The following is a 15,225-nucleotide window of genomic DNA, read 5'->3' on the forward strand; positions in this document are numbered from 1 at the left end:
TATGGGGGATTATGTTATAACATAAAGAATACGCCTTCTTTTTCTTATGGGGATGATATATTGGAGATACAATGTGAGAATGCAAATGGAAATAGTCTGTGAAAATCTCAATTCAAGACTTTAGTTAAGCTAAAATAACAGTGTACACTGAACACTGGATTATTGTGAATCGATTAAGGATATTATCGTGGATAAAGCAAAAGCTCTGGATGCAGCTCTCTCACAAATTGAACGTTCTTTCGGGAAGGGCTCAATTATGCGACTTGGGCAAAAAGAGCAGGTTGTTGAAATTGAAACAATCCCAACGGGCTCATTATCTTTGGATATTGCTTTAGGTATTGGTGGATTACCGAAGGGGCGTATTGTTGAGATTTATGGACCAGAGAGTTCTGGAAAGACAACATTGGCTCTTCATGCTATTGCTGAGGCACAGAAAAATGGTGGAGTTTGTGCTTTTATTGATGCAGAGCATGCGCTTGATCCTATTTATGCGCGTAAGCTTGGTGTTGATTTAGAAAATTTGTTTATTTCTCAACCAGATACTGGTGAGCAGGCATTGGAAATTACAGAGACACTTGTTCGTTCTGGTGCAGTTGATGTGCTTGTTGTTGATTCTGTAGCAGCTTTGACACCGCGTGCAGAAATTGATGGGGAAATGGGTGATGCTTTACCTGGGCTACAAGCGCGCTTGATGAGTAAAGCTTTGCGAAAACTGACAGCATCCATTTTTCGTTCTAACTGTATGGTAGTCTTTATTAATCAAATTCGCATGAAAATTGGTGTAATGTTTGGTTCTCCCGAAACAACAACAGGTGGGAATGCATTAAAGTTTTATGCTTCTGTGCGTTTAGATATTCGTCGTATTGGATCTATTAAAGATAGGGATGCAATCGTTGGTAATCAGACGCGCGTTAAAGTAGTGAAAAATAAACTGGCCCCTCCATTTAAACAGGTTGAGTTTGATATTATTTATGGTGAAGGCATCTCCAAAGTAGGCGAATTGATTGATTTGGGTGTTAAAGTTGGGATTGTAGAAAAATCTGGTGCATGGTTTTCTTATAATTCTCAGCGTTTAGGACAGGGGCGTGAGAATGCAAAGCAGTTTTTACGTGAACATGCAGAAATAGCTACAGAAATTGAAACAGCTTTGCGCCAAAATGCAGGTTTAATTGCGATTGAATTGTTAGAAAATGTAGGGTCAGAAAATATAGAAAGCGATGACATAATTTAAGTGTGATTTCTTTATGAGAAATTTTTTCTGTTTTTGTTTGTTAGAGTTTTAAAGTATAAGATCGCTTATTCTCCAACTTTTTTGAATAAACATTCCACTTTTTGATTAAATAAACTCTAAGAGTGCTAAAGGGGATATTTAATGAAGGAAGGGGATGCTTTTATAGTTTTGTGCTGTACTCTGCAGGTGTCAATATGAATAGCGTTAATAGCATACGGTCAACTTTCCTAGATTATTTTCATCTTAATGGGCATAAAGTTCTTCCTTCAAGCCCACTTGTTCCGCGCAACGACCCTACACTCATGTTTACAAATGCAGGAATGGTGCAGTTTAAAAATGTTTTTACGGGACTTGAACAGCGCTCTTATAAACAAGCAGCAACAGCACAAAAGTGTGTTCGTGCAGGTGGAAAGCATAATGATCTTGATAATGTTGGTTATACAGCACGCCATCATACATTTTTTGAAATGTTGGGGAATTTTTCTTTTGGTGATTATTTCAAAGAAGAAGCCATTTTTTTATCTTGGAATCTTTTAACAAAGGAATTTCGTCTTCCAAAAGAGAAATTGTTAGTGACAGTTTATCATAGTGATGATGTTGCTGCTGAATTATGGCGTAAAATTTCAGGTCTTCCGGATGAAAGAATTGTTCGTATTGCGACAGCTGATAATTTTTGGGCAATGGGGGATACAGGTCCTTGCGGTCCTTGTTCGGAGATTTTTTATGATCATGGTGATAAAATCTGGGGAGGACCACCTGGAAGTATAGAAGAAGATGGTGATCGTTTTATTGAGATTTGGAATCTTGTCTTCATGCAGTACGAACAGGTGGGTAAGGAAGAGCGTGTTGAATTGCCTCATCCTTCTATTGATACAGGCATGGGATTAGAACGCATTGCCGCTGTCTTACAGGGGGTTCATAATAATTATGACATTGATCTTTTTCGTGCATTAATACATGCTTCACAAGAGATAACAGGCGTTAAGGCAAGGGATGATTTTATTGTAAGCCATCGCGTGATTGCTGATCATCTTCGCTCATGTGGATTTTTGATTGCTGATGGTGTTCTCCCTTCCAATGAAGGAAGGGGATATGTTTTACGTCGTATTATGCGTCGTGCTATGCGTCATGCTCATCTTCTTGGCACTAAAGAACCCTTGATGTGGCGTCTTTTACCCGCTTTAATTCATGAAATGGGGCAAGCTTATCCTGAATTGGTACGTGCTGAATCTTTGATTTCAGAAATTTTAAAGTTAGAAGAAGTCCGTTTTCGTAAAACTCTTGAAAGAGGACTCGGTTTGTTGAATGAAGCAAGTACCAATCTTAAAGAAGGGGATTGTTTTAATGGTGAAATTGCTTTTAAACTTTATGACACATATGGTTTTCCGCTCGATTTGACGCAAGATGCTCTTCGGTGTCGTGGGATATCCGTTGATGTTGATGCTTTTGAGAAAGCAATGGAACGTCAGAAAGCAGAAGCGCGTGCCAATTGGTCTGGGTCTGGTGAAACGGTAATAGAAAAGATCTGGTTTTCTGTTCGTGAGAAAGTAGGAACCACAGAATTTTTAGGTTATGAAACAGAAAAAGCTGAAGGTATTCTTACAGCTCTTGTTCATGATGGTCATATTGTTGATCATATTTCTTCAGGGCAGAAAGCTGTTTTTGTTGTAAATCAAACACCTTTTTATGGCGAGTCCGGTGGGCAGATTGGTGATAGTGGTATCATTTCTGGTGAAAATTTTGTTTTTGAGGTGCATGATACTCAAAAAAAAGCTGATGGTGTTTTTGTTCATATTGGAGAAGTGAAGTCTGGGCAGGCAAAAACGTCTGATTGTGTAGAACTCATTGTTGATTCTGTTCGTCGTAAGAAAATTCGTGCGAACCATTCTGCTACCCATTTATTACACGAAGCTTTACGTCAAACATTGGGGGAGCATGTTACACAAAAGGGCTCTTTTGTGTCGCCGGATCGGTTGCGTTTTGATTTTTCCCATCCAAAACCCATTTCTTCAGAAGAATTGAAAACAATAGAAGATTTAGCAAATGATATTGTTTTACAAAATAGTGAGGTAACAACACGTCTCATGCTTGTGGATGATGCAATTTCTGAAGGGGCAATGGCGTTATTCGGTGAAAAATATGGTGATGAAGTACGCGTTGTTTCTATGGGAAACCAGCTTGAGCAGACAGGGTTAAAAAAGAATTGGTCAATTGAGCTTTGTGGTGGGACACATGTAGAGAGAACAGGGGATATTGGTTTGATTCATATCGTTTCTGAAAGCTCTGTAGCAGCAGGGGTTCGTCGTATTGAAGCTTTGACGGGTACAGCAGCGCGTCTTTATCTGAATCGCCAAGATGAAAGAATTTGCCGAATTTCTGGTCTTTTAAAAACTATTCCTGCTGATGCGGAAGAGCGTGTTAGCAAATTGCTCTCTGAGTATAATAGACTTTCACAAGGATTTATTGAATTACGTAAGAAAGTTGCTTTTCATCGTGAGGATGAGGCTATGACAGATAATGATATTACCGTCATCAATGGTGTTTCTTTTATGGGGCGTGTTGTGAGAAGTATTCTCCCAAAGGATCTTAAGGCGTTAGCGGATTCTGGAAAAAAACAAATTGGATCTGGGATAGTTGCTTTTATCTCTGTTTCAGAGGATGGCAAGGGGAGAGCTGTTGTTGGTGTGACTGATGATTTAACGCATAAATTGAATGCTGTTGATTTGGTGCGTATTCTTTCAGGTGTTCTTGGTGGTCAAGGTGGTGGTGGACGTCCTGATATGGCGCAGGCTGGTGGTCCTGAAGGGAAAAAGGCTACTGATGCACTTGCAGCGCTAAAAGATTTCCTTGAAAAATAATTTCTGATTTCTTCTTTGTATTTCTCAGCGTCTCTCTCTAGAGAAGAATTTTTTAGTTGAAACGGGATGTTTACTGAAAGAAGAAAAGCTCATTTTATGATGCTATAGCTTCGTGCAAGGAAATTACATTTTGATCATCCTCTTTTATCGTTGATTGATTGAATGGTAAACTACCAGTTTGTAAGAATTGATAGAAGCGGCCACCCTTATCGATCAATTCTTGAAAGCTTCCTTTTTCAATTAAGTGACCATGTTCTAGAAACAGCACAACATCAGCATTCCGTATTGTTGAAAGGCGATGTGCTATAATGAAAGTGGTACGATTGTGACTTATGCAATCAAGAGCATCTTTTACACGCGCTTCTGTTTCGACATCAAGAGCGCTTGTTGCTTCGTCTAAAATAAGAATAGGTGCATTTTTTAAAACAGCGCGCGCGATTGCTAATCGTTGCCTTTCTCCACCTGATAATTGGGTTCCTCGCTCGCCAACCATTGTGTCATAACAATCAGTTTTTTTTAGAATAAAATCATGGGTGGCGGCTATTTTTGCTGCTTCATAAAGTTCCTCATCTGTTGCGTTCGCTCTTCCTATTGAGATATTGTTGTAAATACTGCGGTTGAAAAGGCTTGCGTCTTGAAACACTGTCGCTAAAGATTTGCGTAAGGATTTTCGATTAACAGAGCGTATATTTATTCCGTCGATAGAGATATGTCCAAATGTTCGGTCATATACACGCTGCAACAAATTGATTAATGTGGTTTTTCCAGCACCTGTTGGTCCTATAATAGCTACAGTTTGTCCTGTTTTTCACTTCAAAGGAAATATCAAAAATACCTTGAGAAGAATTTGGGAATTTATAGGTAACATGATGAAATTCTATTGCTCCCTTAACATTCGGAAGAGAAGGGAGATTTGCAGGTTCATTGATATGAAAGGTTGCGTCTTCCATTACAAAGAATTTTTGTAATTTTGCTTGTGAGGATACGGTTAAATTAATAAAATTGCTCATTTGATCTAGACGGCTGATCATTAATTGTGCAAATCCGATAAAAGCAACAACTTCACCTATGCGTAATTGACCTTTTGCTACAAAAAAAGCTCCAAGAAGAAGGACACAAACGATTGAAATGATTGAAGCCATTCTGTTTAAGCCACTTGCAAGAACCCACCAATTGAGAACAGGATTTTGTGCTTTAAGAAGGTTGTTTGTATGTTGATGTAATATGGAAGTTTCTTCTTTTATTCGGTTATAACTTTGTACAATGGAAACGTTGGAGATTGAATCGCTAATATGTTTAAAAACATTATGATGATAGCATTCTACAGCGGGTTGTCCGTCTTTTGTTTTACGCATGACTAAACGTGCAATCAATACGTAGATGATGGCAAGTACAACCAAGACTGTTGAAAGACGCCAATTCATGTTAAAGGCTGTAGGAATGAGAACGAGTAACGCAACAAGAGTTGAAAGATGTTGACGCATAAAATCAAGCCATATGGTTGACATAGAATCTACAGCGCGCAAAAGTAATATGAAGAGCATTAGACGTTCCACGCTGTTGATGCCAAATGAGGGGCATGGCGATGATACGCTCAAAGGATTCAGTTAAAACAGCTAAGCGGCGTCTATGTGCTAAGCGATCAGCACTGCGGGCAACAAGAATATAAGCAATAATATGAGAAATACCAAAGCATACCCAAATCGTAAGGGTAGGGATAATAGCTAATTTTCTGCGATGGAGTCAATGACGCGTCCAAATAAAATAGGTTCTGCGATGGTAATAATAGCCAATATAACATTAGCAGTACAGATTAAAATAGATGTCTTTTTTTCTTTGTTTAGATAGTTGAGAATACGAGCATATGTTTTGAAAAGGACACAGATAATTATCTCCAATTAGCTTGCAAGCGTAAAGGTTACGATTTGTAATCGTTACACTTTGAGCTAATAAAATTTGAACAGTAAGAAAATGCAATTTTGGATACTTATTGTAATATGGTGTGATAAAGCCGTCGGTGGATTTTTGTATTTATAAAGATAGGGTGCAAAATTGGTAAATGAAATTATATTATTTAGGAAACTTTTATGGCAGGCGTAGAAATAAAAAAGATTGAGTCAGATGAAAATGGAATGCGCTTAGATCGCTGGTTTAAAGTGCATTATCCAGGACTTGGATTTGGATATTTACAAAAATTGCTGCGTTCTGGTCAAATACGGGTTGATGGTAGGCGTGTTAAAGCCGATACGCGCCTTCTCATAGGGCAATCTGTTCGTGTACCACCTTTACCTGTTGATGATAAGGAAAGCTTTCTTGTAACGGATAAAACACTTCGTGGACAGGATGATGGGACCGTTTTGAAAAAAATGCTGCTTTATGAAGATGCAAAAGTTTTTGTTTTTAACAAACCTGCGGGATTAGCTGTACAAGGAGGCTCTGGTTTAACACGTCATGTGGATGTTATGCTTGAGGTATGGCGCAATAAAAAAGGGGAAAAACCACGTTTGGTTCATCGTCTTGATCGTGAAACATCAGGTGTGCTTATTGTTGCGCGGTCAAGAGGAGCTGCTCAGGCTTTAACGGCTGCTTTTAGAACACGGGAGACGAAAAAGACTTATTGGGCATTGGTTCGGGGAGTTCCTAAAAAAAATCAGGATAAAATTTCAACATGGATGGTTAAGGAAAACACTGCACAAGGTGATAAAATGCGCGTTTGTGAACACGGAGAACCAGATTCTAGCCATGCAGTTTCTTATTATCGTGTTTTAGATACAAGAGGGAGAACACTTTCATGGCTTGAAATGGAACCCTACACAGGTAGAACACATCAGCTACGTGTACATGCCGCCCATATAGATCACCCTATCATTGGTGATCCAAAATATTTTTTTTCTGATAGCAATTGGAAGTTACCAGGAGGAATTCAAAACCGTCTTCATCTTCATGCACGTCGTATTCGTATTCCTCATCCTTCAGGAGGGATATTAGATATTGTCGCGCCTTTACCACCTCATATGGTACAAAGTTTTAATCTTTTGGCTTTTAATGAGAATGATGGTGAGACAGAATAAGAGAAAATTTTTACAATTTGTTCTGTTTGATTTGGCAAATTTTGTATAAAGATTGAAGAAGGTATAGCATCTGTTATGAAAAGAGCTTTTGATAAATTACCGTTATTCAGGACTTGTATTTTTTAGTTATAAATTTGCTGATATCTTTTACAAATTCTCTTATCTACAGTTTTTTATCATCGTTTAACCAAAAACGACCAGTTTCATATAAACCATCATTTTTACTGTAACCTAATCTTTAAATTTTTTTAATTCAGCACTAACAGGGTATGAATAATCTATAAGAAATGAATATTGTAAAAATTGACTTACTTCGTTAATGATTATCTTCAGGCGATTAAAGATCGGGTCTAAGGCTTTTTAATCCAGTGGACAAACACGAATAATATGGCCGTCGGGATCTTTGATTAGGAAGGTACGTCCAAATATGTCATATAGGGTTCCTTCAAGACATTTATCTTAACGGTGGTTTGCTCTTGCCATTCTGCATAGAGCTTATCTATGTCCTCTCCATGAGGCAACATAATGCCAATTTCGGAAAAACAAGGTACATTTTCCTCAGGCACACCGCCCCCAGATCAGATAGCAAAGAGTGCATCACCCGAAGAAGCAAATGCAACATAGCGTGGCGAGACGAATACAGGCTCTTTCTTGAAGATGAATTTGTAAAAAGCGGTAGAATACTCTACGTTTGATACATATACCAACTGTAGGTTTGGGATAACAGGATAAGTAGGGATATGACTCAGGAATTCTCCAATGATTTAACAGCTGTTGCCTGACATGATATACCTTATTAGAGACGATTACAACAAGAGTTTGTGATGCTTCCGTTCGCGGTGTGCTCTATTTATCCTATTATGCCCTAAAACATGGTCGTTTAGAGCGGTGATATAAGACACAGGAAAACTTTATACAGAAGGAATATGTTAGACGAAGAGTGGGGTACCTTTGTCGCTGTTTTTAGGTAAAGTGAGATGGTGAGTAAAATGCATTGCTTTATAGTTTTTTGGGTGGTGAACGTTTTTTTTCTTTAACATTCTGCTAGAAATGTTTTTTAAGCTGTTAATGCGTGATATACCACTATTGTAGGTAAATAATTTGCAAAGTAATGAACCTGTTCATCTTCACCATCAAATTCAATAGAATTCAATTTTTAAAAGAAGACAAATATTAAAAAATTGCTCTCATTGTTCTTGCTCAATATAAGAATAAGGCATTTACCATTGTCTTGTTTGTAAAAGGGACATGAAATATAGTCTTAAATCAGATTAATGCTGGTAAGATTTTTCTTTCTTTTAGGGTGGGAAGAAGGTCAATAAAAATATCAGAGGTCAACAATATGCGTGAAATTTTGAATCATTTTGATATGCCATTGAATAGAAATCATTCTGTTGAGAAAATTCAAAAACTTTCATGTTCGCCACTTCCCAAACGATTTTATAAAGAAGTAAAAGTTTTGTGTGAAGAAAGAGGCTTTTCTGTATTTTTGGATGGATGTCCGGTGAAAACACCGGCAAAGCGCTTTTTTATCGTGCCAACAGAAGCTTTTGCTATGTTAGTGGCAGAGGAATTTGAAAGCCAAAAGCAAGTTATTGATCCAGCAAAAATGCCGATTACACGTCTTGTTAACACTGTTATTGATGGCATAGCTGATGATATGCAGAGTGTTTTTGAAGATTTATTGCGTTTTGTTGCATCCGATATGATCTTTTATCGTGCACAAACACCAAAAGAATTGGTACAGAGACAATGTGAACAGTGGGATCCTTTATTGGATTGGGCAGAAGAAAAACTTGGTGCACGTTTTCATTTGACAGAAGGGTTTATGCATGTTGAACAACCACGAGAAGCTATTCAAGCGGTAAGCAGTTATTTGCGTAAAGTTGAGTCTCCTTATATGCTTGCTGCACTTCACGTCATGACAACTTTAACAGGATCAGCTCTTATTGCTCTTGCTGTTTTTGCTAAGAAAATTAATACAGATTATGCTTGGAATATTGCCCATTTAGATGAAGATTGGATGATGGAGCAATGGGGTAGCGATGAAGAAGCAATAGCGCGTCGTGCTCATAAGAAAATTGAATTTAATGCTGCTGCTACAATCATTACAACTTGTGTTTAAAGTTAAATTCCCTTTTATTTTACGTAGAGCTTTTTCTTCATCAGAGTATTTTTGTGATTTTCTGGTGATTTACTTTTATTTTTTCAAGTCCAGGAAATGCTTCACTGGTTATGTTTAAGATTGTCTCATCATTACCACGGATAAAATACCACTGGTTATTGTCAAAAAGCGCAATAACTTCAGTTTGAATAGAGCATCTTTTTCCAGCATTTGTTGTCGTTATAAACTCCACAGGTATAACAAAATAAGGAATACCATTATCAAGTTTTCCTTCACGTTTTTGTTTTTGGTCGATGTGGATGCTCTCAATTTTATAATTTTTTGCCAATCGTTCTATTTGGCTTTTCATGATTTGTTGGAATTGTGATTTACTAAGATTTTTTTTGGCAGTTAAAATGTTGATGATTTGGGGAGGGATAGCATTGAAGATGGCATTGGCATCGCCATTTTGAATTGCTTTGCTGTAAGCAAAAGCTGCTTTTTCAAGATCTACAAGTTTTTGATTTGCAACTGTATAATTCTGAATTGTTGGAAGAATAAAAGCAATACATAAAAGGATGGGGAAAAGAAAACGAATTTTCAGCATTAGAAGCCTTTTAAATTGATTTGAATGGATTCCAATTAAACTTATAAAGGAAAAGTACATAAGTAAAAAGCCGCCTATGCTCTTATATAAGAAGGATATCCACAAAAATGGAGGCGTTAGCCTCCATTTTTAAATCAAAAAGAATATTCTATTATTCTTAAACAGAATAGTACATATCAAACTCGACAGGATGAGGCGTTGTTTCGTAGCGCAAAACCTCTTGCATTTTTACTTGGATGAAGGAATTAATCTGATCATCATCAAAAACGTCGCCGGCTTTAAGAAAACTACGATCTTTATCAAGTGCTTCAAGCGCTTCACGTAGACTTCCTGAGACTGTGGGGATTTCTTTACGTTCTTTTAAGGGAAGATCGTAAAGATCTTTATCCATAGCATGTCCAGGATGAATTTTATTTTTAATACCATCAAGACCAGCCATTAAGAGGGCTGCAAATGCTAGATAGGGATTTGCTGTTGGATCTGGAAAACGCACTTCTACGCGTTTTGAATTTGGCGAAGAACTCATCGGAATACGGCAAGATGCAGAACGGTTACGTGCAGAATAAGCAAGAAGGACAGGCGCTTCATAACCAGGAACTAAACGCTTATAGGAGTTTGTGGATGGATTAGTAAAGGCGTTGAGTGCTTTTGCATGCTTAATAACACCACCGATAAAAAATAAGCATGTTTCTGATAGTCCAGCATATTCATTTCCCGCAAAAATTGGTTTACCATCTTTCCAAATAGATATGTGAACATGCATGCCTGAGCCGTTATCACCAAAAACAGGTTTTGGCATGAAAGTTGCTGTTTTTCCATAGCTATTTGCTATTTGGTGCACAACATATTTAAAAATTTGCATCTTGTCGGCTTCGCGAACGAGCGTATCAAAGCGAATACCCAATTCATGCTGTCCTGCTGCTACTTCGTGATGGTGCTTCTCAACGCGGACTCCCATATCTTTGAGTGCTGTGAGCATTTCAGAGCGCATATCTTGGCAAGAATCGATAGGAGGAACTGGAAGATATCCTCCCTTCATTCGTGGGCGATGGCCAAGGTTGCCTACCTCATATTCCGTATCATCATTGGAGGGTAATTCACTTGAATCGAGCTTAAATCCTGTGTTGTAAGGATCTGTCTTATAGCGTACATCATCAAAGATAAAAAATTCTGCTTCTGGACCGACATTGATTGTATCTCCGATACCTAGAGATTTCATATAGACTTCAGCCCTCTTGGCGATAGAACGAGGATCTCTGCGATAAAACTCTCCAGAAACAGGATCGAGCACATCACAAAATATGACCAAAGTAGATTGAGCAAAAAAAGGATCTATATGCGCCGTTTCGGGATCTGGCATTAAAACCATGTCAGATTCATTGATTGTTTTCCAGCCGGAAATTGAAGAACCATCGAACATAACGCCATCGCTAAATGTATCTTCACTGATTTCTGCGATATCCATTGTAACGTGATGCAGCTTTCCTCGTGGATCGGTAAAACGCAAATCGATAAAACGGATTTCGTTATCTGCAATCTGTTTGATAATATCTGAGGCGGTTGTCATATTCAATTTCCTTATGTGGGATTGAGGTGGATAAAAGAGATAAAAATTTGATTATTATTTGTTAAAGGGCATCAATTCCGGATTCATCAGTGTCGATACGAATGGCATCATCAATGGAAAAAACAAATATTTTTCCATCTCCGATATGTTTTGTTTGAGCCGCTTTACGTATTGCATCAACGGTTTGTTCCAACTTTTCATCGGCAACAACAATTTCAATCTTTACTTTAGGTAGAAAATCGACAACATATTTAGCACCGCGATAAAGTTCTGTATGCTCTTTTTGTCGGCCAAAACCTTTGGCTTCTGTTACTGTAATACCATGTAATCCAATTTTTTGAAGCGCTTCTTTCACTTCATCAAGTTTGAAAGGTTTTATAATAGCTTCAACTTTTTTCATGCTGAAATTATCTCCAACGTTATTTTGTCTTTTTAGACTACATCACATTATATTGGCAACTGTGAGATGACCAACAGATACTTTGTGCACAAAAAGGCAAAAGTTATATGATTCAATATTTTTTGCAAAGTTCCTCTTATGCCATAAAATGAAATGCTATTGTTCTTTGAGTAAGATCTTACAAGTTTTTTAGAATAAAAAATAATACAATGAATTAAGGGATATTTGGGAATAAGGGTTTTTTAGTTTTCTTTTTTCTTATTGCGCTATACCAATTTTCTATTCTACTTTAGGAAGAATTATATAAAGGTCGGCGCAGTAAAATTTCTTTCAAAAATTTTCCCGTGTAGGAAGCGGGAACTTGAATAATATCTTCAGGACGCCCAACCGCCACAACTTCACCACCACGATCCCCGCCTTCTGGTCCTAAATCAATAATCCAGTCGGCTGTTTTTATAACTTCAAGATTATGTTCTATGACTACAACTGTATTGCCTTGCTCGACGAGTTCATGCAGCACTTCAAGGAGTTTAGAAATATCATGGAAATGCAAACCTGTTGTTGGTTCATCCAAAATATAGAGTGTACGCCCCGTTGTTTTGCGTGAAAGTTCTTTCGCAAGTTTTACACGTTGGGCTTCACCACCGGAAAGTGTTGTGGCTTGTTGTCCTACTTTGATATAGCCAAGACCAACTTTAATGAGAGTCTTCATTTTGTTGTGGATGCTGGGAACAGCTTGGAAAAATTCTTCAGCTTTTTCGATTGTCATATCCAAAATATCGGCGATGGACTTTTTTTTAAATTTTACTTCCAACGTTTCTCTATTATAACGTTTTCCTTGGCAAACATCACAAGTAACGTAAACGTCAGGTAAAAAATGCATTTCAATTTTGATGACTCCATCTCCTTGACATGCTTCACAGCGTCCTCCCTTAATATTGAATGAAAAGCGTCCTGCTTGATAGCCACGCGCTTTTGATTCTGGAAGTTCAGCAAACCACTCACGGATTGGGGTAAATGCACCTGTATAGGTTGCTGGATTTGAACGTGGAGTGCGTCCAATAGGCGCTTGATTGATCTCAATGACTTTATCAAGAAACTCTAATCCTTCAATTTTGTCATAGCTTGCTGGGCTATGATGACTTCCCATGATAGAGTGTGATGCAGCTTTGAAAAGAGTTTCAATAAGAAATGTTGATTTGCCACCGCCTGAAACTCCAGTAACACATGTGAAGGTTCCAAGAGGGATATCAGCACGAATATTTTTCAGGTTATTGCCTCGTGCACCAATAATTTTCAGTGTTTTTGATTTTGATATTTTGCGTCGTTGAACAGGCACTGGAACAGCTATTTTCCCTGAGAGGTATTGACCTGTGAGAGAGGAGGCGTTTTCTATAATTTCTTGCGGTGTACCTTGTGCTATGATCTCTCCCCCATGAACACCTGCGGCAGGGCCCATATCGACTACATGGTCTGCAGTAAGGATAGCATCTTCATCATGTTCTACAACAATAACGGTATTGCCAAGATTACGCAGATGGTGCAGCATTTTCAGAAGGCGTTCATTATCGCGTTGGTGTAGACCAATAGATGGCTCATCTAAAATATAAAGGACTCCTGTAAGACCAGAACCAATTTGAGAAGCTAACCGAATACGTTGGCTTTCTCCCCCTGAAAGGGTGCTTGAACTTCGAGATAAGGTGAGATATTCGAGTCCTACATGATTTAAAAAAGCAAGGCGTTCACGAATTTCTTTTAAAATACGTACTGCGATGTTTCGTTGTTTTTCAGTGAGATATTGGTGAATATTGGCAAACCAATCATCTACTTTTAGGATAGAAAGTTCTGATATTTGTCCAATATGCATTCCATGGATTTTGACAGCGAGCGCCTCTGGTTTTAGCCGATAACCATGACAAGCTGGACAGGGTGTGGAAGACATATAACGCTCAATTTCTTCACGTGACCACGTAGAATCGGTTTCTTTCCATCTTCTCTCCATATTGGGGATGATTCCTTCAAAAGATTGAGTCGTTTTATGCGAACCGGAATCATTTTTATAAATAAAGGAGATTTCTTTGCTTTTTGTACCATAGAGAATGGCGTGTTGCGCCTCACTTGAAAGGACACACCATTTATCTGTTAGTTTAAATTCGTAAACTTTCCCCAATGCCTCTAAGATTTGGCTATAATAGAGTGAAGACAATTTAGACCAAGGAGCAATTGCACCATCCTTTAACGTAAGATTTTTATTTGGCACGATTTTTATCGGGTCTACAGCCTTTTTAATGCCAAGCCCATCGCAAAGAGGACAAGCGCCAAAAGGATTATTGAATGAAAAGAGACGCGGTTCAATTTCAGGGATAGAAAATCCAGTGATGGGGCAGGAAAATTTTTCTGAAAAGATAAGCCGTTTGTGTGTTTCATTTTTCGATTTATGAGCAGACTCTTTTGTGGTTTCTTTTTGTGCTAAGGGGTGGTCAGCCATTTCAGCAACTGCAAGCCCATTTGCTAACCGTAGACAGGTCTCTATACTGTCCGCTAGGCGAGAGGTGATGTCATTATGGACAACAATGCGGTCCACCACGACATCTATGTCATGTTTATATTTTTTATCAAGAGGAGGAATATCAGGAATTTCATAGAATATTCCATCAACTTTGGCGCGCTGAAATCCTTTTTTTAAAAGCTCCATGAGCTCTTTTTTATATTCTCCCTTTCGTCCTCGGACAAGAGGTGCCATAATGAAAATCCGCGTACCTTCTGGTAAGGACATAATTTGATCAACCATTTGGCTTACCGTTTGGCTTTCAATAGGAAGTCCTGTAGCTGGAGAATGAGGGACACCAATACGTGCAAAGAGAAGACGCATATAATCATGAATTTCAGTAACAGTTCCTACTGTTGAACGAGGATTACGGCTTGTTGTTTTTTGTTCAATAGATATCGCTGGAGAAAGACCATCTATTCGGTCGACGTCTGGTTTTTGCATGACTTCCAAAAATTGACGTGCGTAGGCAGAAAGACTTTCAACATAGCGGCGTTGACCTTCAGCGTAAATCGTATCAAAAGCTAAAGATGATTTCCCTGATCCAGAGAGTCCGGTGATAACAATCAGCTTGTCACGAGGGAGATCGAGGTCAATATTTTTAAGGTTATGTTCACGTGCACCGCGAATGGATATGTATTTTTGATGAGCCATATTTTATCCTTGGCATATGTAACAAAATTAATCCCTAACGTAGAATAAAACTGTTTTCTAGAATTACAACGTTTAACAGGGATAAAGAGTACAAGTTTTGTGAAAAGAAAAATATAAAAAAACAGCTTTTTATTCTCTGATGACGGAATAAACTATGCGTGATTATGATCTTTTGTTATAATTGT

At 38.1% G+C, this 15,225-nt stretch carries 8 protein-coding genes and 1 pseudogene; 4 read left to right on the forward strand and 5 right to left on the reverse strand.

Annotation, left to right across the window (positions count from 1 at the left end):
• Positions 1 to 187 precede the first annotated feature (187 nt).
• Positions 188 to 1,231 (forward strand): recombinase RecA, encoded by a 1,044-nt coding sequence (gene recA, locus J7R10_RS04785; RefSeq protein ID WP_010705132.1) that lies wholly within the window; start codon positions 188 to 190, stop codon positions 1,229 to 1,231.
• Between the two features lie 194 nt (positions 1,232 to 1,425).
• Positions 1,426 to 4,089 (forward strand): alanine--tRNA ligase, encoded by a 2,664-nt coding sequence (alaS, locus tag J7R10_RS04790; protein WP_010705133.1) that lies wholly within the window; start codon positions 1,426 to 1,428, stop codon positions 4,087 to 4,089.
• A gap of 94 nt (positions 4,090 to 4,183) precedes the next feature.
• Here alaS and J7R10_RS04795 read toward each other — a convergent pair.
• Positions 4,184 to 5,975 (reverse strand): annotated as a pseudogene (locus J7R10_RS04795) (glucan ABC transporter ATP-binding protein/ permease).
• A 201-nt stretch (positions 5,976 to 6,176) separates the two neighbouring features.
• Here J7R10_RS04795 and J7R10_RS04800 point away from each other — a divergent pair.
• Both J7R10_RS04800 and J7R10_RS04805 read left to right on the forward strand, forming a co-directional pair.
• Complete coding sequence (locus J7R10_RS04800; RefSeq protein WP_010705134.1) at positions 6,177 to 7,160, forward strand: RluA family pseudouridine synthase; 984 nt, start codon at positions 6,177 to 6,179, stop codon at positions 7,158 to 7,160.
• Positions 7,161 to 8,502: 1,342 nt separating this feature from the next.
• Positions 8,503 to 9,285, forward strand: a complete 783-nt coding sequence (locus tag J7R10_RS04805; RefSeq protein ID WP_010705135.1) for an ATP12 family chaperone protein — start codon at positions 8,503 to 8,505, stop codon at positions 9,283 to 9,285.
• Between the two features lie 40 nt (positions 9,286 to 9,325).
• Here the strand turns inward: J7R10_RS04805 and J7R10_RS04810 are convergent, their stop codons facing one another.
• The 4 genes from J7R10_RS04810 to uvrA all read right to left on the reverse strand — a co-directional run bounded on the left by J7R10_RS04810 (position 9,326) and on the right by uvrA (position 15,040).
• A complete protein-coding gene (locus J7R10_RS04810; protein WP_010705136.1) occupies positions 9,326 to 9,871 on the reverse strand; it encodes a hypothetical protein in 546 nt (181 codons plus the stop codon).
• A 157-nt stretch (positions 9,872 to 10,028) separates the two neighbouring features.
• The gene (gene glnA / locus J7R10_RS04815) at positions 10,029 to 11,438 is read right to left on the reverse strand and encodes a type I glutamate--ammonia ligase (protein ID WP_010705137.1); all 1,410 of its coding nucleotides are present in this window, start codon (positions 11,436 to 11,438) and stop codon (positions 10,029 to 10,031) included.
• Between the two features lie 61 nt (positions 11,439 to 11,499).
• Positions 11,500 to 11,838 carry a P-II family nitrogen regulator gene (locus tag J7R10_RS04820; protein WP_004861944.1) on the reverse strand — a complete coding sequence of 113 codons (339 nt, stop codon included), beginning with the start codon at positions 11,836 to 11,838 and terminating at the stop codon, positions 11,500 to 11,502.
• Between the two features lie 289 nt (positions 11,839 to 12,127).
• Entirely contained in the window at positions 12,128 to 15,040 is a 2,913-nt protein-coding gene (gene uvrA / locus J7R10_RS04825) for an excinuclease ABC subunit UvrA (RefSeq protein ID WP_010705138.1), read from the reverse strand.
• Between the last annotated feature and the right edge of the window lie 185 nt (positions 15,041 to 15,225).

The organism is Bartonella vinsonii subsp. berkhoffii ATCC 51672 (assembly GCF_902825225.1).
Lineage (GTDB): Bacteria > Pseudomonadota > Alphaproteobacteria > Rhizobiales > Rhizobiaceae > Bartonella > Bartonella berkhoffii.

Coding starts and splice junctions, on each gene's coding strand:
- alaS (WP_010705133.1), top strand. CDS start 1,426: ATGAATAGCGTTAATAGCATACGGTCAACTTTCCTAGATTATTTTCAT.
- J7R10_RS04800 (WP_010705134.1), top strand. CDS start 6,177: ATGGCAGGCGTAGAAATAAAAAAGATTGAGTCAGATGAAAATGGAATG.
- J7R10_RS04805 (WP_010705135.1), top strand. CDS start 8,503: ATGCGTGAAATTTTGAATCATTTTGATATGCCATTGAATAGAAATCAT.
- J7R10_RS04810 (WP_010705136.1), bottom strand. CDS start 9,871: ATGCTGAAAATTCGTTTTCTTTTCCCCATCCTTTTATGTATTGCTTTT.
- glnA (WP_010705137.1), bottom strand. CDS start 11,438: ATGACAACCGCCTCAGATATTATCAAACAGATTGCAGATAACGAAATC.
- J7R10_RS04820 (WP_004861944.1), bottom strand. CDS start 11,838: ATGAAAAAAGTTGAAGCTATTATAAAACCTTTCAAACTTGATGAAGTG.
- uvrA (WP_010705138.1), bottom strand. CDS start 15,040: ATGGCTCATCAAAAATACATATCCATTCGCGGTGCACGTGAACATAAC.